This is a genomic window from Actibacterium pelagium, assembly GCF_002285415.1.
Classification (GTDB): domain Bacteria; phylum Pseudomonadota; class Alphaproteobacteria; order Rhodobacterales; family Rhodobacteraceae; genus Actibacterium_B; species Actibacterium_B pelagium.
Map to the genome: position 1 here is coordinate 246094 of NZ_NSBU01000004.1, position 25615 is coordinate 271708.

Annotated in this window: 28 protein-coding genes; 18 read left to right on the top strand and 10 right to left on the bottom strand. The window is 58.6% G+C overall.

What is annotated here, in order from left to right:
• Positions 1 to 12 precede the first annotated feature (12 nt).
• From CLM58_RS01420 to CLM58_RS01440, 5 genes are all read left to right on the top strand, one after another.
• A complete protein-coding gene (locus CLM58_RS01420; RefSeq protein WP_095594778.1) occupies positions 13 to 1722 on the top strand; it encodes an acyl-CoA dehydrogenase in 1710 nt (569 codons plus the stop codon).
• A gap of 10 nt (positions 1723 to 1732) precedes the next feature.
• A complete protein-coding gene (locus CLM58_RS01425; protein WP_095594130.1) occupies positions 1733 to 2770 on the top strand; it encodes an MBL fold metallo-hydrolase in 1038 nt (345 codons plus the stop codon).
• Positions 2763 to 3242 (top strand): DUF6173 family protein, encoded by a 480-nt coding sequence (locus CLM58_RS01430; protein WP_095594131.1) that lies wholly within the window; start codon positions 2763 to 2765, stop codon positions 3240 to 3242. Before CLM58_RS01425 ends, CLM58_RS01430 begins: the two co-directional genes overlap by 8 nt.
• A 71-nt stretch (positions 3243 to 3313) precedes the next feature.
• Entirely contained in the window at positions 3314 to 3448 is a 135-nt protein-coding gene (locus tag CLM58_RS01435; RefSeq protein WP_095594132.1) for an aa3-type cytochrome c oxidase subunit IV, read from the top strand.
• Between the two features lie 46 nt (positions 3449 to 3494).
• Positions 3495 to 4100, top strand: coding sequence for a hypothetical protein (locus tag CLM58_RS01440; RefSeq protein ID WP_095594133.1), 606 nt, complete (start codon positions 3495 to 3497; stop codon positions 4098 to 4100).
• Between the two features lie 9 nt (positions 4101 to 4109).
• On the opposite strand, the gene CLM58_RS01445 is transcribed toward CLM58_RS01440, so the two are convergent.
• The 4 genes from CLM58_RS01445 to greA are packed head-to-tail and all read right to left on the bottom strand — an operon-like array spanning position 4110 to position 6636.
• Positions 4110 to 4439: an AzlD domain-containing protein gene (locus CLM58_RS01445; protein WP_095594134.1), complete on the bottom strand. Its 330-nt coding sequence runs from the start codon at positions 4437 to 4439 to the stop codon at positions 4110 to 4112.
• Entirely contained in the window at positions 4436 to 5149 is a 714-nt protein-coding gene (locus CLM58_RS01450) for an AzlC family ABC transporter permease (RefSeq protein WP_095594135.1), read from the bottom strand. Before CLM58_RS01450 ends, CLM58_RS01445 begins: the two co-directional genes overlap by 4 nt.
• A 4-nt stretch (positions 5150 to 5153) precedes the next feature.
• The gene (locus CLM58_RS01455) at positions 5154 to 6173 is read right to left on the bottom strand and encodes a hypothetical protein (RefSeq protein WP_229666169.1); all 1020 of its coding nucleotides are present in this window, start codon (positions 6171 to 6173) and stop codon (positions 5154 to 5156) included.
• Positions 6166 to 6636, bottom strand: a complete 471-nt coding sequence (greA, locus tag CLM58_RS01460; protein WP_095594136.1) for a transcription elongation factor GreA — start codon at positions 6634 to 6636, stop codon at positions 6166 to 6168. Before greA ends, CLM58_RS01455 begins: the two co-directional genes overlap by 8 nt.
• Before the next feature lie 235 nt (positions 6637 to 6871).
• On the opposite strand from greA, the gene CLM58_RS01465 reads away from it, so the two are divergent.
• The 3 genes from CLM58_RS01465 to CLM58_RS01475 all read left to right on the top strand — a co-directional run bounded on the left by CLM58_RS01465 (position 6872) and on the right by CLM58_RS01475 (position 11250).
• Positions 6872 to 8518, top strand: coding sequence for an electron transfer flavoprotein-ubiquinone oxidoreductase (locus CLM58_RS01465; protein ID WP_095594137.1), 1647 nt, complete (start codon positions 6872 to 6874; stop codon positions 8516 to 8518).
• A 95-nt stretch (positions 8519 to 8613) separates the two neighbouring features.
• Positions 8614 to 10326 (top strand): tetratricopeptide repeat protein, encoded by a 1713-nt coding sequence (locus CLM58_RS01470; protein ID WP_095594138.1) that lies wholly within the window; start codon positions 8614 to 8616, stop codon positions 10324 to 10326.
• Between the two features lie 12 nt (positions 10327 to 10338).
• The gene (locus tag CLM58_RS01475) at positions 10339 to 11250 is read left to right on the top strand and encodes a 4-(cytidine 5'-diphospho)-2-C-methyl-D-erythritol kinase (protein ID WP_095594139.1); all 912 of its coding nucleotides are present in this window, start codon (positions 10339 to 10341) and stop codon (positions 11248 to 11250) included.
• Here the strand turns inward: CLM58_RS01475 and CLM58_RS01480 are convergent.
• Positions 11243 to 12244: a polyprenyl synthetase family protein gene (locus CLM58_RS01480; RefSeq protein ID WP_095594140.1), complete on the bottom strand. Its 1002-nt coding sequence runs from the start codon at positions 12242 to 12244 to the stop codon at positions 11243 to 11245. The genes CLM58_RS01475 and CLM58_RS01480 overlap by 8 nt on opposite strands.
• Positions 12245 to 12300: 56 nt before the next feature.
• Here CLM58_RS01480 and CLM58_RS01485 point away from each other — a divergent pair, with 56 nt between their 5' ends.
• The 3 genes from CLM58_RS01485 (at position 12301) to CLM58_RS01495 (ending at position 13548) form a co-directional block, all read left to right on the top strand.
• Positions 12301 to 12519 carry a putative signal transducing protein gene (locus tag CLM58_RS01485; protein WP_095594780.1) on the top strand — a complete coding sequence of 73 codons (219 nt, stop codon included), beginning with the start codon at positions 12301 to 12303 and terminating at the stop codon, positions 12517 to 12519.
• Positions 12512 to 13285: a tRNA1(Val) (adenine(37)-N6)-methyltransferase gene (locus tag CLM58_RS01490; protein WP_095594141.1), complete on the top strand. Its 774-nt coding sequence runs from the start codon at positions 12512 to 12514 to the stop codon at positions 13283 to 13285. Before CLM58_RS01485 ends, CLM58_RS01490 begins: the two co-directional genes overlap by 8 nt.
• A gap of 95 nt (positions 13286 to 13380) precedes the next feature.
• Entirely contained in the window at positions 13381 to 13548 is a 168-nt protein-coding gene (locus tag CLM58_RS01495) for a YdcH family protein (RefSeq protein WP_095594142.1), read from the top strand.
• A 57-nt stretch (positions 13549 to 13605) separates the two neighbouring features.
• On the opposite strand, the gene CLM58_RS01500 is transcribed toward CLM58_RS01495, so the two are convergent.
• Positions 13606 to 14199, bottom strand: a complete 594-nt coding sequence (locus CLM58_RS01500; protein WP_095594143.1) for an OmpA family protein — start codon at positions 14197 to 14199, stop codon at positions 13606 to 13608.
• A gap of 142 nt (positions 14200 to 14341) precedes the next feature.
• Between CLM58_RS01500 and CLM58_RS01505 the strand changes: the two genes are divergently transcribed.
• From CLM58_RS01505 to CLM58_RS01525, 5 genes are read left to right on the top strand one after another with little or no spacing between them, the layout of a single operon-like run.
• The gene (locus tag CLM58_RS01505) at positions 14342 to 15484 is read left to right on the top strand and encodes an acyltransferase (protein WP_095594144.1); all 1143 of its coding nucleotides are present in this window, start codon (positions 14342 to 14344) and stop codon (positions 15482 to 15484) included.
• The gene (locus CLM58_RS01510; RefSeq protein ID WP_095594145.1) at positions 15474 to 16862 is read left to right on the top strand and encodes an STAS domain-containing protein; all 1389 of its coding nucleotides are present in this window, start codon (positions 15474 to 15476) and stop codon (positions 16860 to 16862) included. The genes CLM58_RS01505 and CLM58_RS01510 overlap by 11 nt, the downstream gene beginning before the upstream one ends.
• Positions 16859 to 17644, top strand: a complete 786-nt coding sequence (locus tag CLM58_RS01515) for a hypothetical protein (RefSeq protein ID WP_095594146.1) — start codon at positions 16859 to 16861, stop codon at positions 17642 to 17644. The genes CLM58_RS01510 and CLM58_RS01515 overlap by 4 nt, the downstream gene beginning before the upstream one ends.
• Positions 17645 to 17652: 8 nt before the next feature.
• Positions 17653 to 19386, top strand: a complete 1734-nt coding sequence (locus tag CLM58_RS01520; protein WP_095594147.1) for a glycosyltransferase family 2 protein — start codon at positions 17653 to 17655, stop codon at positions 19384 to 19386.
• Positions 19387 to 19405: 19 nt separating this feature from the next.
• Positions 19406 to 20713: a DUF3131 domain-containing protein gene (locus CLM58_RS01525; protein ID WP_095594148.1), complete on the top strand. Its 1308-nt coding sequence runs from the start codon at positions 19406 to 19408 to the stop codon at positions 20711 to 20713.
• 93 nt (positions 20714 to 20806) lie between these two features.
• Here the strand turns inward: CLM58_RS01525 and CLM58_RS01530 are convergent, their stop codons facing one another.
• The 4 genes from CLM58_RS01530 to CLM58_RS01545 form a co-directional block, all read right to left on the bottom strand.
• Positions 20807 to 21259 carry a hypothetical protein gene (locus tag CLM58_RS01530; RefSeq protein ID WP_095594149.1) on the bottom strand — a complete coding sequence of 151 codons (453 nt, stop codon included), beginning with the start codon at positions 21257 to 21259 and terminating at the stop codon, positions 20807 to 20809.
• Between the two features lie 141 nt (positions 21260 to 21400).
• Positions 21401 to 22171, bottom strand: a complete 771-nt coding sequence (locus tag CLM58_RS01535) for a FadR/GntR family transcriptional regulator (RefSeq protein ID WP_095594150.1) — start codon at positions 22169 to 22171, stop codon at positions 21401 to 21403.
• 91 nt (positions 22172 to 22262) lie between these two features.
• Positions 22263 to 22925, bottom strand: coding sequence for an OmpA family protein (locus CLM58_RS01540; protein WP_095594151.1), 663 nt, complete (start codon positions 22923 to 22925; stop codon positions 22263 to 22265).
• Positions 22926 to 23014: 89 nt separating this feature from the next.
• On the bottom strand, positions 23015 to 23866 hold the full coding sequence (locus tag CLM58_RS01545; protein WP_095594152.1) for a bifunctional helix-turn-helix domain-containing protein/methylated-DNA--[protein]-cysteine S-methyltransferase: 852 nt from the start codon (positions 23864 to 23866) through the stop codon (positions 23015 to 23017).
• 113 nt (positions 23867 to 23979) lie between these two features.
• Between CLM58_RS01545 and nth the strand changes: the two genes are divergently transcribed.
• Together nth and CLM58_RS01555 are read left to right on the top strand one after the other, a co-directional pair.
• A complete protein-coding gene (gene nth / locus CLM58_RS01550; RefSeq protein WP_095594153.1) occupies positions 23980 to 24624 on the top strand; it encodes an endonuclease III in 645 nt (214 codons plus the stop codon).
• Positions 24621 to 25613, top strand: a complete 993-nt coding sequence (locus CLM58_RS01555; protein WP_229666170.1) for an adenosine kinase — start codon at positions 24621 to 24623, stop codon at positions 25611 to 25613. Before nth ends, CLM58_RS01555 begins: the two co-directional genes overlap by 4 nt.
• Positions 25614 to 25615: the final 2 nt, after the last annotated feature.

Genomic DNA, 25615 nt, shown 5'->3' on the forward strand with positions numbered 1-25615 from the left:
CGGGGGACTCGCATGCCATATCAATCACCTGTTTCAGATTTCCAGTTCATCTTCGACAATGTTGTCGGCTTCTCCCAAGTCGCAGAGACTGAGAAATTCGCTGAAGCAACCGAAGATATGGTCACCGCAATCCTGGCCGAAGCTGGTAAAGTCGCAGATGAAGTGATGGCACCGGTTCAGCGCAATGGTGACCTGAACCCGGCCTATCTTGAAAATGGCGTGGTCCGCACCTCTCCCGGGTTTGCTGACGCCTTCGCACAGATCGCCGAAGGTGGCTGGCTGGGTATTTCCGCGGATGCCGACAACAGCGGAATGGGCCTGCCCACCACGGTTGCCACAGCGATGAACGACATGATGAGCGGCGCCTGCCTTTCGCTGGCATTGAACCCGCTGATGACCCTGGGCCAGATCGAGGCGCTGGAACACCACGCGAGCGACGCGCTGAAGGACCTCTATATCCCCAAGCTGATCTCGGGCGAGTGGTGCGGGACCATGAACCTGACCGAAGCCGGCGCAGGCTCTGACGTTGGTGCACTGGCCGCCAAGGCAGAGCGCAACGGCGACGGGACCTATGCGATCTCGGGCCAGAAGATCTTTATCACTTGGGGCGACAATGATTTCTCTAAGAACATCTGTCACCTCGTGCTGGCCCGCCTGCCCGATGGCGTGCCGGGCACCAAGGGCATCAGCCTGTTCGTCGTGCCGAAATTCCTGCCCGATGAAAACGGAGAGCCCGGACAGCGCAACTCTTTGGGTGTTGTAAGCCTAGAGCATAAGCTTGGCCTGCACGGATCCCCGACTGCAGTGATGGAATATAACGACGCCACCGGCTGGCTGGTCGGCGAAGAGCATGGCGGCATGGCTGCGATGTTCACCATGATGAACAACGCCCGTCTAGGTGTGGGCGTGCAAGGCGTGGGCGTGGCCGAGGCCGCGTATCAGCAGGCGCTGTCTTACTCTCTGGACCGCAAGCAGGGCAAAACCGGCGGTGACACCGGGATGATCTTTGACCATGCCGATGTGCGCCGGATGCTGGCGACGATGAAGGCGGATGTGTTTGCCTCGCGCTCGATCGCGCTGGCTTGTGCCGTGGCCATCGATATGGGCAACGCGACCGACGACGCTGACTGGAAGGCGCGTGCCGCCCTGCTGACCCCAATCGCCAAGGCCTTTGGAACGGATATCGGGAACGAGGTTTCCCAGCTTGGCATTCAGGTTCACGGCGGCATGGGCTTCATCGAAGAAACCGGCGCTGCACAGTTTGCGCGCGACGTTCGCGTGACCTCGATCTACGAAGGTACCAACGGCATCCAGTCGCTTGACCTTGTGGGCCGCAAGCTGATGGACGGCGGAGAGGCCGCTTATCGCATATTCGAAGAAATCGAGACCGGGGCCGAAGCCGCACGCGCCAGCAACCCCATCATGGCCGAGGCCGTTTGGCAGGCGACAGAAACACTGCGCGAGACCACAGAGTACCTTGTCTCTGTGTCGATGGCAGAGCGCGGCTCGGTCGCGGTGCCGTATCTGCGCGCCTTTGCACGCGTTCTGGGCGGGCATTTCCACCTGACTGCAGCAGTTGCCGAAGGCGGCAATGGTCCGCGCACCAAACTGGCGCGATTCTACATGGCGCGGATGCTGCCAGAGCATGTTTCGCTTTTGTCGCAGGTTCGGGCCAGTCATGATGATGTAATGGCCCTTACCCCCGAAGATCTGGCGGTCTAAAAGGCCGGTCATGATCCGGTATCCTTTTGAAAACATACCGCCCGAGGGCGAAGCAGTAGAAGTGGCAGATGGCGTGTTGTGGATGCGCCTTCCCCTGCCGATGGCGTTGGACCATGTAAATGTCTATGCGCTGGACGATGGCGACGGCTGGACGATCATCGACAGCGGATTTGCTTCACGAGGGACCAAGGCGATTTGGCGCAAGATTCTGGACGGCCCCCTGCAGGGTCGACCGATCCGGCGAATTCTTGTGACGCATCACCATCCTGACCATGTCGGGCTTGCGGGTTGGTTTCAGACCGCCCATGGCGCTGAACTTGTGACCACCCGTACGGCGTGGTTGTTCTCGCGGATGTTGCTGCTGGATGAGCAAGACCGCCCGACCGAAGAACAACTGACCTTTTGGCGTCGGGCCGGGATGGACCCCGATATCCTGAACCAACGGGCCAATGAGCGGCCTTTCAACTATGCCGACTGCGTAGACCCCATGCCGCTTGGGTTTCGTCGCGTGCAAGAAGGCCAGACCATCCGCGCCGGTCAGCGCAACTGGACTGTACGGCTTGGCAATGGCCATGCCCCCGACCACGTCACGCTTTGGTCGCAGGACGACAATCTTGTGATCGCCGGTGACCAGTTGCTGCCCTCTATTTCCTCGAACCTTGGCGTCTATGCGACAGAGCCAGAGGCCGACCCGGTCGCCCAGTGGCTGGACAGCTGTGAAAGCTTCAAACCCCATGTGCGGGAGGACCAGCTGGTTCTGCCCGGCCACAAGCTGCCCTATACTGGTCTGCCCACCCGCCTGCGCCAGTTGATCGAGAATCACCACGGTGCGCTGGATCGACTTCGCCAACATCTGCGTGAACCCGGCACCGCGGGTGATTGCTTTCTGCCGCTCTTCAAGCGCAAGATAAGCGCAGGAGAATACGGTCTTGCCCTTGTCGAAGCAGTGGCCCACGTAAATCACCTGCATCAGGCAGGTGAACTGACGCGGACCCTGCGCGAAGACGGCGCTTGGCTCTGGCAGTTGAAGGAGCCACAAGATGGATAATGAGATCAAGACAAGCGCCGAACTGGCCGAGGACGCGCAACTGCCCCGCGCGCATGTGGTCCATGCTGATCCCAACGCGCCAGCAAGCTCTGAACAAAAGCCTCTTCCGGATTCGGTGAAACGCAAGCCGGTCGAGACCAAAAGCCCTGCAGAATGGGCCTATCAAAGGCTGATCCTCTATATCCAGAACTTTGAAGAGCAGCTGGACAGCGACGAAGAAGTCGCCATGGGCTTCACCGGCGGCAGTGTTGGCATCATGCGGATCGAGGGGATGGGCTATTTCGATCCCGACATCATCACCTTCTACGGCACGCAGCCAGATGGATCCCGGTCACAGATGATCCAGCACGTCAGCCAGCTGAACGTCATGCTTCAGGCCATGCCGAAAGAGAACGGCCGGGAAGAGCCGAACCGCATCGGCTTTCGTCTAGCTGCCGATCTGGCCGAAGAGACAGAATCCGAAGACACGTGACCATCTGACACGTGACACCGCCTGCGAAATCAGGTAACGGGTTTCAAACTGTGGAAACAAGGACAGGTAACATGGGCGATTTCAAACCCGGCTCGATGAACATCGAAGAACAAGAGAAGACCTTCGCGGGCTTCGTCAAATTCACCATCTGGGCCACGGTCATCATCCTGCTGGTTCTGGTCTTCATGGCCATGGTAAACAGCTAAGCAATCAGGCGGCCCGATGGCCGCCTTTTTCTTTTTCAGACATCTAATGTTGCGTCGGGTTCTTTTGGCAGTTTGCGCGTCGGCCGCTTTGGCCGCCTGCAGCACGGCCGAACCCAGATGGGCCCCCGACCAAGACGTGGCCCGCGCCGCATATGTCCACGACGGACCAAGCTCTATCACCTTGGTCACCATTTATTCCAACAGATCAGATCAGGGTGCCCACAGTGCGCTTTTGATCAACGCCAGCGAGCGGGTGGTCTTTGACCCGGCGGGCACTTGGCACCACCGCGCCGCCCCCGAACGCAATGATGTGCATCACGGCATCACCGATCAGGTCTGGTCCTATTACATTGACTATCACGCGCGTGAGACTTTTCGTGCTGAACTGCAGACGATCAAAGTCTCGCGCTATGTGGCCGAGCAGGCTTTGCTTCTGGTACAGAACTACGGCGCGGTCCCCAAGGCCCATTGCGCCAATGCGACCAGCAAGGTGTTAAGAGAGCTGCCCGGGTTTTCCTCGCTGCCTCAGACGTTCTATCCGGGCAAACTGGAAGAAGGTTTCGCCAAACTGCCCGGGGTCAGCACCCGGGTGATCTATGACGATGACAGCGATGATAACCAGTCGGTGCTGGAAGCGCAGAACCAGCTATAGGCGAACCTGTCAGCCCAGCAAATACAGCGCCGAGTAAAGCGTTGCCGCACCACTGCAAATCGCGATGACAGCGTTATGGGTCAGCACACCGATCAGCAGGGTAACGCCCGCCGCCAATAGGCGCGCAGGGTCCGGTTGGCCGTCGGTTGCGGCGGGCCACAGAACAAGCGGGGCGATCAACCCCGGCAGAACAGCCACGGGCGTATACCGCAAGTGCCGCAGGACCCAGTCTGGCAATTCCCGCTTGCCCAGTATCCCTAGAAACGAGAAGCGTAACAGGAAAGTACCCAGCCCAAGGGCCGCGATTGCCATCCAGATTTCCGTGCTGCTTTGGCTCATGACGCTGCCCTTCCTTGCAAAGCAAGCTCTACCCGGGCTCCGACGATCATCGCCGCAAAGGCAGCGATCAACAGACCGATGTTGAACGGCAAAGACGCCAAGGCCAGCGCCACGATGACAGAGGTCACCGCCGCCGCCACGTGGGCCAGCGTCTTCAGAGCAGGTGCAACTAAGGCGAGGAAGGTAATCGGCAGGGCGAAATCCAGCGCATATTCGGGCGGAATCGTCTGCCCCAGAACCGCGCCAAAAAGTGTCGCCGCGTACCAAGCCGGGGCAACCAAAACCATGGTACCGAAGTAATAGCGATACCGCTGGTTGATCGTCAGTTCAGGCTCGGCCTCGTATTTCGGAACGGTTAAGGCGAACACCTGATCGACCATCAGGTACCCGGCAAGCGCCCGCTTCCAAAGCGGCGCGTTCCCCAGATAAGGGGCCAGAGAGGCCGAATACATTGCCATGCGCACATTTACAGCCAACCCGGTCAGGATCGCGATGATCGTTGGCGCATCATCCACCAACAACTGAACGGTGGCGAACTGGGCCGCGCCTGCGATGACGAGTGCGGTAAAGCCCATCACCTGGGCAAGGTTCAGACCCGCCTCTGTCCCAACAACACCGAACAGCATCCCAAAGGGCACGAGGACCAAAAGGAACGGAGACCCGTCGATCATCCCTGACCAGAACTGATTACGCTTGCCTTGCTTTGACATGTGCCTACCCAAAGGTGCCGCTGACCCGGCTGAGCAGCATGAAAGCGCGTGCCGTGCGGGTATCCGACAGGCGCACCAACTCTTCGTCGCTGGCCTGCGGTGCGAGTTCGGTCAAAACCCGATCGAACCTGTTTAGAAAGTGATGCGCAGTGTCACGGAACACCGTGTCCTGCCGCATTCGGGCAGAGGTCAGTGACAGGCTGGAACGATCCCGAATGGCGCCAAGCCCGGCGATTGCAGCCCCACGCTCCCCTTCTGCAAAGCGGCGCCAAAGCTCGGGCCGGGTTCGGTCGGGGCGCAGGTCATCCATATAGATGCCCTCTTCGCTGAGCATGGTCAGCAGATCCTGTGCCGCCCGCATCAGCCCAGAGGTGCGATGATCTTCATAGGCGGCACGCATGGCGCTGAAACCCGCCTTGTCAGAGCCGTCTTCGGGGAAGTTCAACGCCCGGATAATATCGGGGATCCCAAGCACCACTGGTTCGGGCTCGACTGGTGCGTCCAGCGCAAGTTCCGGCTGTGGCTCTTGCGGTTCTTGTGCCGGTGCCGGGGTGGCTGCGACCGCATCTGGGTGCGGCATGGACGCGATCGAACGCTGCGCATTGGTGGCCAGTGCCTCGATCTCGGCCAGACGCTTTTCCACGGCAGGGGGCAGGCCCGCGCTGGTGTGTTCTTGCTGTTGCTCGATATAAACGTGCCGGATCGCGTCGATGGCTTCGTGAATGCGGTCAGATTCCTCGCGCACACGCTGCGCACTATTGGCAGCCGAAGCCGCAAGCCAGAACATGCCGATGGGCATGGCAACACCAACGGTTGTCAGGAAATAGGTCAGGGGCGTCGCTTCGCCCTCGAACCCGACCATCAGGAAAAACAGCAGGCAGACCCCTGCCCAGAACACGCTGAGCACCAGGGCGATCAGGTCTGCTGCGGAAAACATGCGACGGTCAGGATGGTCTCCGAAGATCCCCATGCGGAACGGGGCGTCCTTGGTGTCATCGACCGTCGTGTCAGCCTCGTCAGACATATTCGATGTTCAGAACCTCGTAGTCTTTCACACCGCCGGGGGTGCGGACCTCTACACTGTCGCCTTCGTCCTTGCCGATCAGGGCACGGGCAAGCGGAGATTTGATGTTCAGCAGACCGCGTTCGATGTCGGCCTCGGCCTCACCCACGATCTGATAGGTCTTCTCTTCGTCGGTCTCTTCATCGACGATGGTCACCGTCGCGCCAAACTTGATCGAACCAGACAGAGATTTCGGGTCGATGACATCCGCCAAAGAGATCATCCCCTCCAGCTCTTTGATGCGGCCTTCGATGAAGCTCTGTTTTTCGCGCGCCGAATGATATTCGGCGTTTTCCGACAGGTCACCATGCTCGCGCGCATCGGCGATCGCCTTGATGATGGCGGGACGCTCTTCGGTTTTGAGCTGCTTCAATTCTGCATCAAGCGCGGTATGGCCCGCGCGGGTCATCGGTATCTTTTCCATCGTACTCTTCGGACGTCTTGTGGCGAATTTGAAATCTGTCGCCGTCATTCTCTTTGTCGCACCAACCAACCTGACTGGCCAAAGGAATGCAAGGGGGTGGGGTAGATTATTACCCGTTATCGCTAAACCAGCTGAATTCCCATGCTGTGATGCAGCGTCACAATTGACCACGCGGGGGTGCGTAGGATAACGCTCGTTCGACACAAAGATTAACGTAAGGGAAGAGGCGCGCAAAATGACGGTCGAACGCGAGTCGATGGAATACGATGTTGTGATCGTGGGGGCGGGTCCGGCGGGCCTGTCTGCGGCGATCCGCCTGAAACAGCTGAACGAAGACCTAAGCGTCGTAGTGCTGGAAAAGGGCTCTGAAGTTGGCGCCCACATCCTGTCCGGCGCAGTTCTGGACCCTTGCGCCCTGAACAAGCTGATCCCCGACTGGAAAGCCAAAGGCGCGCCGATCACCGTTCCGGTGAAAAAGGACAACTTCTATGTCCTTGGCAAGGGCGGTGCGATGCGCATCCCGAACTTCCCCATGCCGCCCCTGATGAACAATCACGGCAACTACATCGTCTCGATGGGTAATGTCTGCCGCTGGATGGCCGAACAGGCCGAAGAACTGGGCGTCGAGATTTTCCCGGGCATGTCCTGCTCGGAACTGGTTTATGGTGAGAACGGTGAGGTCAAAGGTGTGGTTGCCGGTGAGTTCGGCAAAAACCCCGATGGCACCCCCGGCGATGGCTACGAGCCGGGCATGATCCTTTACGGCAAATACGTGCTTCTGGGCGAAGGCGTCCGCGGCTCTCTGTCGAAAGAGGTCATGGCGAAATACGATCTGGGCGCGAACAGCGATCCCCAGAAATTCGGCATCGGCATGAAAGAGATCTGGGAGATCGACCCGGAGAAGCACAAGGAAGGCACCGTGACCCACACGATGGGCTGGCCCTTGGGCTCGAACGCCGGTGGCGGGTCGTTCATCTATCACCTGGACAACAACCAAGTGTACGTGGGCTTCGTTGTTCACCTGAACTATGAAAACCCCTACCTGTTCCCATACATGGAATTCCAACGCTTCAAGCACCACCCGATGGTTGCCGAGCTGCTGAAAGGTGGCAAGCGTGTCGCCTATGGCGCCCGTGCGATTTCCGAAGGTGGCTGGCAGTCGATCCCGCAGGTCGAATTCCCTGGTGGCGCGCTGTTGGGCTGTTCCGCCGGTCTGGTGAACGTGCCGCGGATCAAGGGTAACCACAACGCAATGTATTCCGGCATGCACGCGGCCGAGGCCGTTGTGAAAGCCCTTGGCGAAGGCCGTGAAAGCGACCTTCTGGGAACCTATGACAAGGCCTTGAAATCGGGTCCGGTCGCCAAGGACCTGAAGAAGGTGCGCAACGTAAAGCCGCTGTGGTCGAAATACGGCATGCTGACCTCGCTGGTTGGCGGCGGCTTCGACATGTGGGTGGCCAGCATCTTTGGCAAGAACCCCTTGGGCACCTTGAGCCACGGCAAGACGGACGCCGCGGCAACCAAGGGCGCGATGCGCTTCAAGCCGATCGACTATCCCAAGCCCGACGGCACCCTGTCCTTCGACCGTCTGACCAACGTGTCCTACTCGTTCACCAACCACGAGGAAGAGCAGCCCTGCCACCTGCAGCTGAAAGACCCCGAGATTCCAATCTCGGTCAACCTGTCGAAATTCGCCGAGCCCGCGCAGCGCTATTGCCCGGCCGGTGTGTACGAGGTGATCGAGGGTGACTTTGGACCCAAGTTCCAGATCAACTTCCAGAACTGCGTCCACTGTAAAACCTGCGACATCAAGGATCCCAGCCAGAATATCAACTGGGTCACCCCACAGGGCGGTGACGGGCCAAACTATCCCAACATGTAACAGTTACGACATGAGGCCCCCCAAATTGGCGGGGCCTCATTGCCTTCGGGGCGAAGGGTGACTACCTTTCATATGTTAGTCGCCGGAGAGCCGTTTTGCCGACCCAAACCATTCGCCGTATCGCCCTTGCCCTGTGCGCCACCATTGGCGTCGCTTCCCCTGTCTTTGCGCAAAATAGCCTATCAGGGTCCTATCTGGCCGCGCGCCACGCGGGGTTCTACAGCGATTTCGAAGCTGCCTCGCAGTATTTCACACGCGCACTGGCGCTTGACCCGTCAAACGTTCTGCTGCTGGAAAACGCGATGCTGGCCTATCTGGGTCTGGGCCGCGTTGAACGGGCGGTACCCATCGCCCGCCGCATCGTCGATCTGGGCGCCGACAGTCAGGCATCGCGCATGATCCTTGTCGCGGCCGAGCTAGAGCGCGGCGATTTTGATGTTGTCCTCGCTGATCAGGAAGCTGGGTTGTCTGTCGGGCCACTGGTCGACGGAATGCTGGGGGCTTGGGCCCTTTTCGGCAATGGTCAGGTCACCGATGCGCTGGACGCGTTCGAAGAGACCGGCGAAGACACCGGCTTTATGATGTTTGCCGATTATCACCGGGCACTGGCCCTTGCGCTGGTAGGTGATTTCGAAGGCGCGGACGCGATCTTCACAGGCGGTGACCAGCCCCTTTATGGCGACCGCCGCATGGTGTTGGCCCATGTCGAAATCTTAAGCCAGCTGGAACGCAACAACGACGCCGTCGCAGTTATTAACGACCTCTTCGGCACTACGCTGGACCCTGCCCTCACCTCGCTTGTCGAGCGTCTGGAAGCTGGCGAAACGCTGCCGTTCGAGACCATCACCAACCCCAAGGACGGCGCTGCAGAGGTGTTCTATACCACAGCCTCGGCGCTGAATGGCGAGGCGGCTGAAAGCTATACCCTGATCTATTCACGGCTTGCAGAGTTTCTGCGCCCGGGCCACGTCGACGCGATGCTGATGACGGCCACCCTTCTGGAAGGGCTGGAACAGCTCGATCTGGCCAGCCAGGCCTATTCCCGCGTTCCAACTGAAAGCCCGCTGTTCTATCAGGCCGAACTAGGACGGGCCAGCGCCCTGGAACAGCAGGACAAGATCGACGCCGCGATTGAGGTCCTAAGCCAGCTGGCCAAAACCCACGGCATGATCCCCATCGTTCATGTCAATCTTGGTGATCTGTTGCGCCGGCAAGAAACATATGATGCCGCGACCAAGGCCTATGACACGGCGCTTGGCCTTTACGACGAGGTCGATGAGGACCACTGGTTCATCTATTATGCCCGTGGAGTGACCCATGAACGCGAAGGTCGCTGGCCAATGGCAGAGGCTGATTTTCGCAAGGCGCTAGAGCTGCGCCCGGACCAGCCGCAGGTTCTGAACTATCTTGGCTACTCGCTGGTCGAAAAGCGCGAAAAGCTGGACGAGGCGCTGGATATGATCAAACGGGCGGTCGCGTCACGCCCGAATGACGGCTATATCACTGACAGTCTGGGCTGGGGCCTGTACCGCCTTGGCCGCTATGACGAAGCCGTTGTCCACATGGAGCGCGCGGTCGAGCTGGAACCGATCGATCCGATCGTGAATGACCACCTAGGTGACGTCCTTTGGGCCGTTGGCCGCAAGATCGAGGCCGAATTCCAGTGGAAACGCGCCCTGTCCTTCATCGACCCCGACGATGTTCCGGTCGAGCTTAGTCCTGACCGCATCCGCCGCAAACTAGAGATTGGCCTCGACAAAGTGCTGGAAGAAGAAGGCGCTGATCCTCTGACCGTCGCGCAAGACTAAGACAAAGACCCCATGGCATCCCGATCCAACGCCGTTTCGGTTCTCGCTCCGGCGAAGGTGAACCTGAGCTTGCATGTGACCGGCCAGCGCGACGATGGCTATCACCTGCTGGACAGTCTGGTGGCCTTTGCCCCCGTACATGACCGCTTGGACATCTCGCACGGCAACACGTTGTCGTTGACCGTCGAAGGCCCCGAAGGCGCAGGTGTGCCCGCCGACATGGATAACCTCGTCCTGAAAGCGGCGGCAATGTTTGCCGACGATCGCGGGGCCGCGATTACGCTGACCAAGAACCTGCCGTCAGCCTCTGGCATTGGCGGGGGGTCTGCAGACGCTGCCGCGATTGTGCGGGGCCTGATGGTTTTCTGGGGCCTTGCGAAGGATTGGGATGATCCGGAACTGGCCGACGCGGTAGGTCAAAAGCTTGCGGCTTTGGGGGCAGACATTCCCATGTGCCTGCTTAACCGGCCAGCTCGCGTCAGCGGCATCGGCGATGAGATCGAGTATATCTCGCCTCTCGGGCCGATCCCCGCAATCCTGATCAACCCGCGCGTCGAGGTCAGTACGCCCGCCGTGTTCCGCGCTTTGAAAAGCAAAACCAACCCACCGATGCCTGAAACGTTGCCCGCTTTTAAGGGCGTTCAGGATTTCGTTCCGTGGCTGACGGATCAACGAAACGATCTGCAAGAGCCCGCATTGGCGCTTGCCCCCGAAATCGGAAAGGTCTTGAACGCGCTGGAAGCAGAGCCAGACTGCATGCTGGCCCGCATGTCAGGCTCTGGCGCCACATGTTTCGGAATTTTCCCCAACAAAGACAGCTGTTACGCCGCGACCGAACGCCTTTACACCGACCATCCCGACTGGTGGGTCGCAGGTGGGTTCCTAGGCGATCAGTTTGAGCTTTCTCTGCCGAAGGTCAGCTGATCCGCGCGACCACGTAATCTGCCAGATCGCGTAGCATTTCGCGCAACTCATGCTCGGGCAGGTTTTCCAACGCGGCTTTCGCCGTCGCGGCCCATCCCAACGCATCCGCCCGCGCATCTTCCATCGCGTTATGTTTGGCCAGCAGGTCCAAGGCGTGCTCTAGGTCGCCGTCTTCCTGTTTGCCCTTCTCAATGGTGCGCTTCCAGAAGTCGCGCTCTGCCGCATCGGCGCGCGCAACAGCTTTGATCACGGGCAGGGTCAGCTTACGCTCGCGGAAATCATCGCCAACATTCTTGCCCGTCGCCTTCGTATCTCCGCCATAGTCCAGCAGGTCGTCCACGATCTGGAAGCAAATCCCAAGCGCGTCACCATAGTCATAAAGCGCCTGCTCAACCGCCGGATCAACCTTGGCAATCACGCCGCCAACCTGCGTCGCTGCCGAAAACAGTGCCGCTGTCTTGCCGCGCACCACTTGCAGATAGATCTCTTCGGTGGTCGCCAAATCCTGTGCGGCGGTCAGTTGCAGAACCTCGCCCTCGGCGATCGTGGCAGAGGCATTGGCCAGAATATCCAGCACCCGGATCGACCCGGTTTCGACCATCAACTGGAACGAGCGCGAGAACAGGTAATCCCCCACCAGAACCGAAGATTTGTTGTCCCACAACAGGTTAGCGGTCGGTCGCCCCCGACGCTGCGCGCTTTCGTCGACAACGTCGTCGTGCAACAGGGTCGCGGTGTGAATGAACTCGACCGTCGCAGCCAGATGTACGTGAAACGGCCCGTCGTACCCGCACAAACGGGCGGATGCCAAGGTCAGCATCGGGCGCAGGCGCTTGCCACCGGCTTCGACCAGATGGGCTGTGACCTCTGGGATGCGGGGCGCGTGTTTCGAGGCCATTCGGTCCCGGATCAGCTCATTCACTGCCGCCATATCCGACGCCAGATACTTGCCTAGCCGCTCGTGCGGTTTGATTGCTGCGCTGTCCAGACCCATCACGCTCTCGTCACCTTGCTCGACAAATCGGGGTAGATGCCCTTATGTCCATGAATATGAAAGAGCTTTTGCGTACAAACGACCCCACCCTGGTGGCCTTCGTCACCGCCCTTCTTCGCGGCGAAGAGATAGACTGCTTCCCGATGGATGTCCACATGAGCGTCCTTGAGGGCAGCATCGGCATATTGCCGCGTCGGATCATGGTGCGCGACAAGGATCACTTCCGCGCCAGCGCTGTTTTGCGCGACAATGACGTGCAATTAGACAATGGCTGACGACACGCTCACACGCGACAAGTTTCTGGGCGGACGGCTTCAGGTCTGGCAACCCAAAACCGGCTACCGCGCCGGGGTGGACGCGGTTTTTCTGGCCTCGGCCGTCCCCGCCAAACCGGGGCAGCGAGTTTTGGAATTGGGCTGCGGTGTGGGCGTGGCGAGCCTGTGCCTTGCTGCGCGAGTGCCAGACCTGCAAATCACCGGAATTGAACTTCAGGCAGAATACAGCGGGTTGGCGCGCAGAAATGCCGAAGAAAACAGCCTTCCTTTAGCTGTGTTTGAGGCCGATCTGGCCAAGCTTCCGTCCGAGGTTCGGCAGCAAAGTTTTGACCACGTAATTGCAAACCCTCCCTACTTTGATCGCAACAAAAGCCATCCGGCCAAGGACCCGGGCCGCGAAACTGCCTTTGGTGAGGCCACCCCGCTGTCGAAATGGGTGGATGCGGCCACCCGGCGCCTTGCCGCCCGCGGTCATCTGACAATGATCCTGCGGACCGAAAGACTGGCAGATCTGCTCGCCGCGATGGATGATCGCTTGGGCAGCGTCGAAATCCTGCCGCTGGCCCCGCGCGTGGGCCGGCGCGCCAAGCTGGTTCTGATCCGCGCGATCAAGGGGGGGCGCGCGCCCTTTGCTTTGCTGCCGCCGGTCACCCTGCACGACGGCGAAACCCATCTGACAGACAAAGATGATTACGCTTCCGCAATCGCCGATGTTTTGCGCAATGGCCGCGAATTCCCTTGGCCGACAGGTTCGTTAAAAACCTAAGCACTTTTCCGCCTAGGTATTTTGCAACAGCAGCGTGACACGACTCAGATTCTGTGATCGACTTATCTTACACAAAATAGAAAAGGAGTTGGTCCATGAGCCTGAGTTCACACTTGCAAGAACTCCGTAAGAAACATCAATCCCTGTCAGAGCGCGTTGAACGAGTACAGCGCAGTCCAGGATCCGATGATCTCACAATCGCTGAACTCAAGAAACAAAAGCTCCGGATTAAAGACGAAATCGAACGGCTAGAGACCGTTTAACCCAAAAGCCCGAGGCAACGCCTCGGGCTTTTCATTTTCACGCTATTTCTACGCAGTTTAAGAGGCCGGGCACTGCCGGGCCAGTATTTCTACACGCCTGTTTTCCCGTGCGGTGGTCGCCAACCCCGGAAGCGGCTGCCCCTCTCCAAGCCCGACCATTTGTTCGATGCGTGCCGGGTCTTGCAAATGGGTCGCCAGATAGCGGCCAACAGCCTGTGCCCGTTGACGAGACAGGATCAGGTTGGCGGCCTCTGCCCCGACCGAATCCGAATGGCCCACCAATTTCAGACAGGCGTCAGCCAAAGGTTCGGTTTCCAAAACACGGGCCAGTTTCTGTAACTGGAGTTGAGCCTCTGCGCGCAGGGACACGCCACCTTCAGAAAAAAAGATATGGCTTTCCCGCAGACGATCCGTAAGGGGCCCGGCGGGTTGCGGTGCGAATGCCGCAGTACTGGCGGCGGGCGCGGGCAGTTTGGGCGGTAAAACAACGGCGGCCACAGTAACCGGCGCGGGGGAACACCCAGGCGCCACGACACCGTATTGAACCAGAATTTCCTTACAATCGGCCTCTGTCAGGGCCTGCGCATGGACCGGGGTCGCCACCCAGATCATACCCCCGAACACAGCAAAGCATCGACGCAGTCGCATCATGGTGACTCTCCTTCCATGACACCCGGAATAGGCGTCAGGCGCTAATAAAGAGTGAACGCGCACCTATCTGATTTTTCTATAAGATTTACGCTTTGTTCGGACTCCGTTCGCATGCTGCCCATGCCCTGAATCGGAGAGATGGATGGACACTTCGCAACGAATGGTATGGCTGGATGCGCTGCGGTTGACCGCCGGTGTATCGATGGTCGTTCTGCATGCGACCGCCGATCCCAACGGGCAGCCGTGGGTCAACTATCCGCCCGCCGACAGGGTCGGGCCGATCGTCATTCGCACCATCATCTATTCCGCCCGGACAGAGCTTTTCCTGATCATTTCGGCCTTCCTTCTACTACTCGCATTGGAACATCGCCCCCGCAGTTATGGGCAGACGGTTCGCCAGCAGATGCGGCGTCTTTTGCTGCCCTTTGCGTTCTGGGTCGTTTTTTACGCCGGATACAACCTGATCAAGGCGGATGCCTTTGGATATACCCCGGCGTTGCTAGGGCAACTCTCCAACCCGATGGAGTGGGTTGGGTTTTTCGTGCTGGGTGACATCAAATACCACATGCATTTCCTGCCAACGCTCTTTGGATTGGTGCTGTTTTTCCCACTTTTCAAATGTGCGCGGCGCTGGCCCGCGATTGGCTTCGGCGTTCTGGTATGCCTCTTGGTCAAGCGAGAGTTGGATGGGTTCCTGTGGTCTGCTTTCGTAGACACGCAAGCGCTGCCTTATCTGGTGCGCGCCGTCAAAATCCTGACCTATGTGGGCTACGGCCTGATCGCTGGTGCCGCGCTTGGTATTTTGGAAAAATCCAGCACGAAGCAACGAGAGGCATGGCTTCCGATACTGGGCTTCGCAGCCACGCTGCTGATCCTCGTAAAATCCGTGGGTGCGTGGAAAACCGTACAACTTGGGGCATGGCCACATTCCTATACCGCCGGGTTCTGGGCCGACTTCCTGATGCCTGCGCTCTTGTTTCTTTTTTGTATGTGCTGCGGGCACTGGCGTTGGCCCGCCGTTATCTCACGGATCGCCCCCTATTCATTTGGGATTTACCTGTGCCACCCGATCTTTCTGGATCTGGCAGAGGTCGCGTTGCGCGATGTGGGATGGGCGCCGGTAATGCAGGTTTTGGTAAAGCTGAGTTTCGCCCTGCCAGCAACGACATTTCTGGTCATTATGCTCTCGCGATCAGTGCTCTTTGCCTGGGTCGTGGGCCTTGGCCCACTTCCCACACTACGCCGCGTCTCCACCAACGAACAGGAGCGTCAGAATGCTGCTTGATGTCAAATTCCAGGGCAATGGAATTGCCATATTCCACGCAACAGGGGGCGAATTGCATGCCAATAGCCTTGAGCGCCTGGAAGAGCTTTGCGACGTGATGCAACGCCAAGGCAAAATCGGGATCATTTTGGAACTGTCGGGCTTGCGCCGTGTGTCGGCGGGCGGGCTTGCCGCACTGGTTGAATTGGTCAGCCTTCGCCGTGATCAGGAAATCGGGATATGCAGCCCCCCTGAAAAGCTGCTGCGACTGATAGAGCAACTGGGCCTTTATCGGGGGTTACCGATCTATAAGGACCTGCCAAATGCGCTTCGCTCCTCTCAATTCAAGCGCTGCCATTTGCGCGGTCTGCGCTGCGTGGTCTTCTGCAGTTCTCAATCTCGCGGCATTCTGGACCAAGCCGGACCCTCAGAGATGCTGGATGTGTTGGGCAAACCCCTTATCCACAGGGTGCTGGATGGGTTGGCAGACTATGGTTGCTCGATTACCTATCTGAAACCGGGTCGAAATGCGCGGCGGCTGGCCTCTTACTTGTCTGGTGAACAGGTGATCGGGCAATCACAGTTCTTGCTTGGCGCTGAAATGGGCGCTGCGTCGGAAGAATTAGGATCGCTGTTGCGCCACCTTGTGGACAGTCAGATTTCCGGACAGGACGATCTACTGATCTTACCGGGTGACCAACTGAACACGGCTGATCTAGGCGCATTTGTCGAACACCACAAAGACAGCCGGGCTGATCTTAGCGTGATGGTCACCGAAGAAGGCACCAATGGCGCGCCTTCGGATCAGGACATGGACCTGTGGGAACCAAGCGGGATTATGATCCGTCCGGAACTTATCCCCCATCTTCCTACCGATGGCTGCCAATCATTGTCGGAACTTGCCTGCTTCCTCCGTCGCAAGAAGCGCAAAGTTGCGGTCTACCGCGCGGGCGCGCGCCTGCTGCACGTCAATAGCGTCACATCATATCAACACGTTCTGACCAGCTTGATGACCAGTCCGATTGACGGTGTCTTGCCATTTGGCACCGCCGCTGAAGCAGGTATCTGGCACGGGGCAGGCAGCCGTGTCTCTGCCCGGGCGAAGATCACTGGCCCGGTGTTCATCGGTGATGGCGCTGAAGTGCCGCGCAATGTCCGTTTGATCGGCCCGGTGGTTATCGGTGCTGGCGTCAAAATCCCATCAAGAACGCTTGTGCGGAATTCAATCATACTTTCAGATCAGACGCTGGAAACGGGCGCGCTGGTGGATGGCAAGCTTGTCCTGAACGACCGTCAACTCTCGCTATCTGCGCCGGCAGCGCCGCGCCATCTGCTGACGATACCTCATGAAATTCCAGAATTGGACGTCCTGCAAGAACCACAGGAGAAATTGGCATGACGTCTACTTTCAAAGCCTTGGCGATCTCGGCCGTTATCGCCGCAATGCCCGCAGTTGCGACCGCTCAATCCTTCCCACAGGTAGAGGATCGCTTCTGGATCCTTTGGGAGAAAGAAGGGCTTAGCGGTACAGGCTGCCCAAAAGGGGCGGCCTGTGTGTTCAGCCGCGACTATCGCGCAACGCTTCTATCCGACAAAGTTACCCCTCAACTTCAAAAATTGTTCCAACAAGACCAAGGCGTCTATGAACGCGGCCGCCTTGGTCCGGCCAAGGATGCACCGCACGTCTGCCAGCAACACGGAGCGGTGGCCTATCTGGAAACCAACCCCGAATTACAGCTTTTGTCCGATAGGCTGGACGCCCTTCGGGGGCTGGTTGGGGTCGGATTGGACCTTCGGAAACTGAAGCCGCCCCCGGGGGAAAGCAATGTGTTCGGCCAACGCCTTCACGAGGCCTTTACGCGCAAGTTTCGCGATGCCGGCTTGATTGTGGTTAGCCCGGATGAATCCGCTCGACTGCCCGGCCAACCGAAGTTCAACCTGTTCTTCTCATTCTCCGATGACGACAGCACCTGCGAATATACGTTTTCAGTTTTCGCCAGCCTCAGCCAAACCGCTTTGTTGTCCCGTGATCTAAGGACAAAGCTGTCCGTCGGGGTCTGGTCCTTTTCAACGAAGCCCAAACATGGGGAAACGCTGACCGAATATGATGCAATCCTGCGCGCGGCCGATGCATTTCTAGAAGACTTCAAAGAGGCGAATGCGCCCGGAAATGGGAACTAACCTAGCGTATGGACACAACCAAAGATCCCGCGACAAAGGTCACCACAGAGACCTATTTTCGTCACTTCGACAATCGAATGCCTCCGCATTTTCCCGCCATGAAAGACTGGCAAGAGTCTTTGTGGCACTTGCTGGCAGGCCTCTGCATCGGCTTGGGCGTATGGTACCTGCACTGGCGCTGGACAAGTTCGCTCAATCCCGATGCCATGGCTTTCTCGGTTCTCATAGTCGGCGCCGAAACCCTCGCCTTCCTTGGCCTTGTCTTGTTTTTCTTCGACATCTGGAAGGAAGGCGATACTCCGCGAAAAGAGCCGCCAGCAACGCGACAAGACGCCGGGCTAGAGGGCGACGGCCCGATCCATATAGATGTTTTCCTGACCACCTGCGATGAATCCGCCGCTCTGTTAGAGGCATCTATTCAGGCTCTGAAAACGCTGCGGGTTCCGCGCAATATGCAACTTCACACATACCTGTTGGATGACGGCAATCGGGCAGAGATCGCACAGTTGGCCCAATCCCATGGCGTGGAATATCTGACCCGAAAGAACAACATAGGCTTCAAAGCCGGTAATCTGCGAAATGCCCTTTTCAAAACGAACGGGGATTTCGTCGTTATCCTTGACGCGGATACGCGGGTTCTTCCCACGATGCTTGAAAATACACTCGGGTATTTCCGGGATCCCAAGGTCGCTTGGGTGCAGACACCTCATTGGTTCTACGACGTGCCGGGCGAAACCAAGGGAAGCAAACTTAAAGACCCGTTCATGGCCAACCCGAATGTCTTCTTCGACGTGATTCAGCGTCGTCGCAATCGGGACCATGCATCGTTTTGCTGCGGGGCGGGGTCAATTCACCGAAGAGAGGCGATTTTCCATGATGCCCTTCGGCAGCTTGGAAAGGACATGGACGCGTATCAAAAGTTTCTGCCTGAAACGAAGGATAGGGCCAAAGCTTCCTTGCGCGCGACCCCCGCGCAGCCATTTCGCTTTCATGTCTCTGAAGACATCTTCACATCCATTCTGATGCATAGCGATCCCCAGTCCGGTTGGAAGTCGGTCTATCATCCACAAGCCGAGGCACGGATGCTTTCGCCATGGTCGGTCGAGGCCTGGACCTCTCAACGCCTGAAATACGCAGGTGGCACTTTTGACATCATGCTTAACGCCAACCCGCTGTGGCGAAAGGGCATGCCGCTAAAGACAAAGTTGCACTATGCGGCGACGTTCTGGTCTTACCTGTCTATTCTCTGGCTGTCGGTCTTGCTGATGGCCCCGGTCCTGTCGTTGTTCACAGGGGTTGCGCCTGTGAATGCGTACTCTCTGGACTTCTTCCTGCACCTGCTACCACCGCTGATCATGGCGGAAGTCGCGACCATGGTTGGCTGCAAGGGCTATAATACGACCGCTGGTCGGCTTGTTACGATTGGCTGCCTACCTCTGCAGTGGAAAGCGTTGTGGTTGGTTCTGCGGGGGCGCAAACCTCGGTTTCCGCCAACACCAAAGGTGCCCGGGCTTGCAGGCGCCGCCAAGCGCCTTATCCCCAATTTCATAGTTCTTGCGATCATGGCAGCCGCAGCGGTGTTCGGGATCATCGCAACGCTTTTAGAGCTTCCCGGATACACCCCAAGCAAAACGATCGTGAATATCTTCTGGTGCAGCTGGAATGCCTTCGCCGTGTGGATGGTCGTTCGCCTTTACTGGTGGTCACCCGAAGCCGAGCTGCAAGCCGTCCGCGCCACCTAGCCCGAAGGAGTAAAAGCTGATGCCATTTAAACTATCGGAAAGCCGTTCGGGTCTGGTGTTTATGACGGGTCTTCTTGTCGCAGCCGGTGCCTCTGTGGGGTTGGATCAGGGTGGGCGACTGCTGTCTCAAGCACAAACACTTGCCTCGCTTCAAAGTGCGAAGGAAGAGCTGGCTGTCGCGCCTAGACGCGCCCTGACCCCTGACGACCTAACGGCGGCCACGATCGCCTGGACCTATATACAGGCGAACACGCGTCCTGAAACCGGTCTGGTGGATTCTGTGGCGGGCTTTCCGTCTACCACGCTGTGGGATCAGGGCTCTTACGTGCTGGCAATGCTGTCCGCGTATCGGATTGGCCTGATCAATCGCGCCGAACTTGACTTCAGACTGGAACAGTTTCTGAACACGTTCGAACGGCTTCCACTTTTTGACGGGAAACTGCCGAACAAAGTGTATCACACAGAGACTTTGGCCATGGTGGACTATCAGAACAATGCGGTGGAAGACGGGATCGGCTGGTCCGCACTGGACGTTGCGCGCATTCTCTCTGCTTTGCGTGCAGTTGAACGGATCGAACCAAAGTACGGCCCGCAGATTCGACAACTGCTGGGACGCTGGCAATTGGACGCCATGACCAAGGGCGGCCAGTTGGTCGGTGCGTTGAAAGAAGGGGATGAGGTCACCTATCCGCAAGAGGGTCGGATCGGGTACGAACAATATGCGGCGCGCGCCTCGGCGCTTTGGGGGCTAGATGTTTTGGGTGTGATATCGGCGCGACCGGTGCTGAAATGGGAAGACGTGCTAGAGGTGCAGGTTCCCGTCGACAAGCGCGATCATTCCATCTTTCGGGCCATTACGCCCATTTTGAGTGAACCGTTCATCTTGCAAGGGCTAGAACTTGGTCTGGACAGCGAGACCGCGCTTCTGGCGTCTCGCGTATATCGGGCGCAAGAAGCGCGATATCTGGCGACTGGCACCCTGACCATGGTGTCCGAGGACCACGTCGATCAGGACCCATATTTTCTGTATTCCGCAGTTCACTCTAACGGGGATGCCTGGGCCGTCGTAAATGAAAACGGCAAACGCTATGACGAGCTTAGAACGCTTAGCGTGAAGTCTATCTTTGCGTGGGATGCGCTGTACCAGACTGAATACACCGCGCTTTTACGCACCCATATCAACGACCTTGGGGATCCAGAAAAAGGCTGGCCTGCGGGTATCTATGAAACCTCCGGCGCTGTGAACGAGGCCTACAGCCTGAACACGAATGCCATCGTTCTGGAGGCGATTCACAACATTGCGTTTGGGCCTCTATGGCAAAGCTGACACTCGGAAGCCAAGTTCCTTAGACAGTATCCCCGCTGATATCCCCGGTTTCTTTGACGCCATTGGCTAACGGCCAGTTTCCGAAAAGATTGATTACCCTCCCTGCGAGCGGATAGAGAACTCTACCTGCGGCTTGGTGGAGGGCACCAGAAAACCCGGGGCAGCGATGCGTTGGTCGGCCTCGGCCGCGAATTTCGACAATGGGCCGGGGATCGGTGACGTGTCGGGTGCTGGTAGTGCCTGAATGGCGCGCACGAGTGACGGCCCTGACAGGACCAGAATCTTTTTGTCCGAGAATTCTAACTCGATCCGCGCGCGGGGGCTGGCCAGAAGCGCCAGATGGAACTCGGTCAGACCCAAATGCCGACCTTCTCCCAAAGCTCTTCGTTGGTTGCCGTTTCGCAGAAAGGCCCGAACCGTATCTGGGTGCTGTAACTGCCCTTGAAGGTGCCCCATATAGTCCCGCCAAATGACGATTGGCCCGGCCGTAACACGGCAGGGAAATGTGCCCGGCCCACAGGTATGCGTCCACAGATCCTCGGCCATAACGGCCGTTCCGGTAAAAAGTGAAAATAGAAGAGCGACTAATCGGCGACGCAAAGTTCAAACCAAAAGCAAGATTGGCTGTGATACTAACCAATTGCCAATCCCAACCGGACTGAAACCGGCGCGATGGTAAACCAGCCGTTAACCGCGTTCTTTTTCCTGATCCAGCCGCTGCTTGGCGATCGCCTCGTGCCGCTCGGCCAAAAGGTGATCTGACAGGGCCTTTTCGACAAAATCCAGATGGTCTTTGACCGCGGTGCGGGCCCCGGGGCCGTCGCGAGCCTGAAGCGCGTCGTTAATCACGCGGTGCTGCTCTAGCAGCCGGTCTCGGGTCGTACGCTGGCGGAACAGGATTTTGCGGTTATAGAACACGCCTTCGCGCAGCAGCCGGTACATGGCTCGCATCATATGCAGCATGATCACGTTGTGGCTGGCCTCGATTATCGCAAGGTGGAAATCGGCGTCCAGACGAGCCTCATCCGCGGGGTTCCGCTTGGAGTGGGCCTCTTCCATCTTGGCATAGATCTCTGCAACAACAGCAAGATCTGTGTCAGATCCGGCCTCGGCTGCGCGTTCGGCGGCAAGCCCCTCCATGTCGCGACGAAAGGCGACATAATCGAAGACGGCCTCGTCATGGCGGGCAAACAGCGTGGCCAAAGCGTCGGAAAACCCCCAACCCAGATGGTCGGTTACAAAGACCCCGGCACCGGCGCGGGTTTCCAGCAGGTTCCGGTCTTGCAGGTCGGCAATGGCTTCACGCAAAGAGGGGCGCGAGACACCCAGCTTGTCGGAAAGCTCACGCTCAGCAGGCAGACGCTCGCCGGGACGCAGAATGCCGCGAAGGATTAAAAGCTCAATCTGGCGCACCACAGCAGCCGAGAGCTTCTCTGGTTGAATTTTCTCGAAGGGCATTGCGCGTCCCCATTTTGAATTGGTCAAACCATATGACCGGCAGTCGCGCAGAGCAAGCGGGGCTGGTAAAGTACCAGCCCCGGCCTGTGTCTTATTTGGTCGGTCGGATGATGATTTCGACGCGACGGTTCTGGGCACGGCCCGCTTCCGTCTGGTTGGTGGCGACGGGCTCGGATTCGCCGCGACCGATGGCACGCAAACGGTAAAGCGCAACACCGTTAGCGGACAGAACGCGCGTGACCGACTGGGCACGGCGTGCCGACAGGTCTTGGTTATAGCCCGCGTCACCGATGTTGTCGGTGTGGCCGATCACGTCGACAGTGGTGTCAGGATAATCGTTCAGGCTAGAGGCAAGAACAGCAAGGTCAGAACGCAGTTCCGGACGCAGGGCGGCGCTGTTGAAGTCGAACAGGATATCCTGCGGCATGACGACGATCAGCTCTTTGCCGGTGTTGATAACCTCGACATTGTTGGACAGATCGCGGTTCAGCTCGGCTGCCTGTTTGTCCAGGTTATTGCCGATCGCAGCACCGGCGATCCCGCCAACGGCAGCACCCAATACGGCGCCTCGGCGGCGTTCGCTCGCGCTGTCGCCTGTCAGGATGCCAATCGCAGCACCTGCGGCAGCACCGATCATGGCGCCCTCCTTGGTCCGGCGGTTCGGGTCTTCCGTGGGTTGTTCGACCGGGGTACAGGCGGCAAGCGCCATGGTTCCAGCGGTGGCTAGAAGGATCAGGGATTTAGTACGGGCCATGGTGACCTCTCTCTACTCTTAAACAGTCTGACCCTAATATAAGGGTTTTGATTGACCGTGCTAAGAGGCCTCCTCATATCTGAGGTCAATCAGGCAATTTTCCCCGCATCTGCACGGGCGGCTTCCCACGCCAACATGGCCCTTTTGACGGGCAAACCCCAGTGATAGCCCCCCAAACCGCCTGATTTTCGCAGGGCGCGGTGACAAGGGATCAGGAAGCAGATCGGATTTTGGCCAACAGCCGTGCCCACGGCACGGACAGCTTTAGGAGACCCGATGGCTTGTGCGATCTCGGAATAGGTCGAAACCTGCCCCGATGGGATCGACAGCAATGCCTCCCAAACCTTGATCTGAAGGGGGCGCCCGATCAGGTGAAGCGTCGCTTCGCCACTACAGGTAAAAATCGCATCGGCCAGCGCGTCCAATGAGGGGTCTTCGGTGAATGTCGCCGCGGGCCAGCGCGCCGTCATGTCTTCCATTGCCGCCTCTCGTCCGCATTCAGCTGTAAAGGCCAAGCCGCAAAGGCCCTTGCCGGTCGCCATCACCAATGCCTCTCCGAACGGGCTGTCGAAGAACCCGTAGCGGATGGTCAAACCCGCGCCGCCCTTGGCATAGTCGCCGGGGCTCATCGCTTCCCAACGCAGGAACAGGTCGTGCAACCGGCCAGAGCCTGACAGGCCAACGGCATCGGCGGCTTCCAAAGTGGTGAACCGCTCGCGCAGCAGCGATTTGGCGTGGCCAAGGGTCAGGTACTGCTGAAACCGTTTCGGCGAGACACCCACCCATGCCGTGAAGGTCTTTTGGAAATGGGCCGGGGACATGTTCATCTCGGCGGCCAGATCCTCTAGCGACAAAGGCGCGTCGGCGCCATCAATCCGTTCGATCGCGCGACGCATGGTGGCATAGTGATAACCGAATTCTGGGCTGTGGTCGTTGGGCATTGGGTCCTCTCTTCACCATCAAGATAGCAAAGGCCGTGGCGTAAGCGACCCGGAACTTGTGCAATCGTGCCAGAGGGCTTGCCGCATTGGTTCAGACGGTGCATATCCGGCCCATGGCCAAGCAGCTTGGATATCACCAGATCCACGAGATCTTTACCCGCTTCCGCGAACTCGACCCCGAGCCGAAAGGAGAGCTGGATCACGTCAACGTCTATACGTTGGTCGTGGCTGTCGCCCTGTCGGCGCAGGCCACGGACGCAGGGGTGAACAAGGCGACAAAAGAGCTGTTCAAGGTGGCGGACACGCCGCAGAAGATGCTGGATCTGGGCGAAGAAGGCCTGATCGAGCATATCAAGACCATCGGACTGTTCCGCCAGAAGGCGAAGAACGTCATCAAGCTAAGCCGCATTCTGGTCGAGGAATACGATGGCGAAGTGCCCTCGTCCCGCGCGGCGCTGCAATCGCTGCCGGGTGTGGGCCGCAAGACCGCCAACGTGGTTCTGAACATGTGGTTCAAACAGCCCGCGCAAGCGGTCGACACCCATATCTTCCGCGTCGGCAACCGCACCGGTATCGCCGTCGGCAAAAACGTGGACGCGGTCGAACGCGCCATCGAAGACAACATCCCGGCCGAGTTTCAGCAGCACGCCCATCACTGGCTGATCCTGCACGGCCGCTATACCTGCAAGGCGCGCAAGCCCGTCTGCACCAATTGCATCATCCGGGACCTGTGCCCGTTCGAGGAGAAGACCCTGTGACCAAGAAATATGACGTCGTCGGCATCGGCAATGCGATCGTGGACGTGATCTCTCAATCTGACGATCAGTTCCTCGCCAATATGGGGATCAGCAAGGGCATCATGCAGTTGGTTGAACGCGAGCGGGCAGAGCTGTTGTACGCCGCCATGCAAAACCGGGTTCAGGCACCGGGTGGGTCCGTTGGGAACACGCTGGCTGGTATCGGGTCGCTTGGCCTGTCGACGGCCTTTGTGGGCCGGGTGAAGAACGACCCTCTGGGCCAGTTCTACGAAGAACAGATGATCGAAGAAGGCACCGCCTTCCCGAACCCGCCGACCGATGATGACGCGAACCCGACGTCGCGATCGATGATTTTTGTCAGCCCCGATGGCGAACGCTCGATGAACACCTATCTGGGGGCGGGCGCAGAGTTCTCTGACGACGATGTGGACCCGGCGGTCATGGAAGAGGCGCGGTTCCTGTTCTTGGAAGGGTACCTGTTCGACAAGGACAAGGGAAAATCCGCCTTCCGCGCTGCAGCCGCAGCCTGCCGTCACGCCGGTGGTCAGGCGGGGCTGTCCCTGTCAGACCCGTTCTGCGTGGATCGTCACCGCGAAAGCTTCAAGCAGCTGATTGAGGACGAGATGGATTTCGTCATCGGTAACGAACATGAGTGGAAATCGCTTTACGAGACCGACGATCTGGCCACTGCGATGCAAGAGGTCGCCATGGTCTGCCCGCTGGTGGTCTGCACCCGCTCGGGCGACCCGGTGGTAATCCGCGCCGACGACCAAGAGATCCACGTTCCGGTGAAAGAGACGACACCCGTCGACGCGACCGGCGCAGGCGACCAGTTCGCCGCCGGTTTCATCTATGGTCTGGCTTCGGGCAAAGACCTTGAAACCAGCGGCAAGATGGGTGTCGCGGCGGCATCCGAGGTGATCGGCCACATTGGCCCCCGCCCCAAACGCCCCCTGAAGGTCGTCTTTGCAGAGCAGGGACTGAGCTAAGG

What these genes read in the sequence shown, in the direction of transcription:
- CLM58_RS01490 (WP_095594141.1), top strand. Translation starts at nt 12,512, where the DNA reads ATGGCTGACGACACGCTCACACGCGACAAGTTTCTGGGCGGACGGCTT.
- CLM58_RS01500 (WP_095594143.1), bottom strand. Translation starts at nt 14,199, where the DNA reads ATGATGCGACTGCGTCGATGCTTTGCTGTGTTCGGGGGTATGATCTGG.
- greA (WP_095594136.1), bottom strand. Translation starts at nt 6,636, where the DNA reads ATGGAAAAGATACCGATGACCCGCGCGGGCCATACCGCGCTTGATGCA.
- CLM58_RS01485 (WP_095594780.1), top strand. Translation starts at nt 12,301, where the DNA reads ATGAAAGAGCTTTTGCGTACAAACGACCCCACCCTGGTGGCCTTCGTC.
- CLM58_RS01420 (WP_095594778.1), top strand. Translation starts at nt 13, where the DNA reads ATGCCATATCAATCACCTGTTTCAGATTTCCAGTTCATCTTCGACAAT.
- CLM58_RS01465 (WP_095594137.1), top strand. Translation starts at nt 6,872, where the DNA reads ATGACGGTCGAACGCGAGTCGATGGAATACGATGTTGTGATCGTGGGG.
- CLM58_RS01495 (WP_095594142.1), top strand. Translation starts at nt 13,381, where the DNA reads ATGAGCCTGAGTTCACACTTGCAAGAACTCCGTAAGAAACATCAATCC.
- CLM58_RS01530 (WP_095594149.1), bottom strand. Translation starts at nt 21,259, where the DNA reads ATGGCCGAGGATCTGTGGACGCATACCTGTGGGCCGGGCACATTTCCC.
- CLM58_RS01435 (WP_095594132.1), top strand. Translation starts at nt 3,314, where the DNA reads ATGGGCGATTTCAAACCCGGCTCGATGAACATCGAAGAACAAGAGAAG.
- CLM58_RS01540 (WP_095594151.1), bottom strand. Translation starts at nt 22,925, where the DNA reads ATGGCCCGTACTAAATCCCTGATCCTTCTAGCCACCGCTGGAACCATG.
- CLM58_RS01480 (WP_095594140.1), bottom strand. Translation starts at nt 12,244, where the DNA reads ATGGGTCTGGACAGCGCAGCAATCAAACCGCACGAGCGGCTAGGCAAG.
- CLM58_RS01475 (WP_095594139.1), top strand. Translation starts at nt 10,339, where the DNA reads ATGGCATCCCGATCCAACGCCGTTTCGGTTCTCGCTCCGGCGAAGGTG.
- CLM58_RS01430 (WP_095594131.1), top strand. Translation starts at nt 2,763, where the DNA reads ATGGATAATGAGATCAAGACAAGCGCCGAACTGGCCGAGGACGCGCAA.
- CLM58_RS01450 (WP_095594135.1), bottom strand. Translation starts at nt 5,149, where the DNA reads ATGTCAAAGCAAGGCAAGCGTAATCAGTTCTGGTCAGGGATGATCGAC.
- CLM58_RS01545 (WP_095594152.1), bottom strand. Translation starts at nt 23,866, where the DNA reads ATGCCCAACGACCACAGCCCAGAATTCGGTTATCACTATGCCACCATG.
- CLM58_RS01445 (WP_095594134.1), bottom strand. Translation starts at nt 4,439, where the DNA reads ATGAGCCAAAGCAGCACGGAAATCTGGATGGCAATCGCGGCCCTTGGG.
- CLM58_RS01425 (WP_095594130.1), top strand. Translation starts at nt 1,733, where the DNA reads ATGATCCGGTATCCTTTTGAAAACATACCGCCCGAGGGCGAAGCAGTA.
- CLM58_RS01535 (WP_095594150.1), bottom strand. Translation starts at nt 22,171, where the DNA reads ATGCCCTTCGAGAAAATTCAACCAGAGAAGCTCTCGGCTGCTGTGGTG.
- CLM58_RS01510 (WP_095594145.1), top strand. Translation starts at nt 15,474, where the DNA reads ATGCTGCTTGATGTCAAATTCCAGGGCAATGGAATTGCCATATTCCAC.
- nth (WP_095594153.1), top strand. Translation starts at nt 23,980, where the DNA reads ATGGCCAAGCAGCTTGGATATCACCAGATCCACGAGATCTTTACCCGC.
- CLM58_RS01440 (WP_095594133.1), top strand. Translation starts at nt 3,495, where the DNA reads ATGTTGCGTCGGGTTCTTTTGGCAGTTTGCGCGTCGGCCGCTTTGGCC.
- CLM58_RS01525 (WP_095594148.1), top strand. Translation starts at nt 19,406, where the DNA reads ATGCCATTTAAACTATCGGAAAGCCGTTCGGGTCTGGTGTTTATGACG.
- CLM58_RS01515 (WP_095594146.1), top strand. Translation starts at nt 16,859, where the DNA reads ATGACGTCTACTTTCAAAGCCTTGGCGATCTCGGCCGTTATCGCCGCA.
- CLM58_RS01455 (WP_229666169.1), bottom strand. Translation starts at nt 6,173, where the DNA reads ATGTCTGACGAGGCTGACACGACGGTCGATGACACCAAGGACGCCCCG.
- CLM58_RS01505 (WP_095594144.1), top strand. Translation starts at nt 14,342, where the DNA reads ATGGACACTTCGCAACGAATGGTATGGCTGGATGCGCTGCGGTTGACC.
- CLM58_RS01520 (WP_095594147.1), top strand. Translation starts at nt 17,653, where the DNA reads ATGGACACAACCAAAGATCCCGCGACAAAGGTCACCACAGAGACCTAT.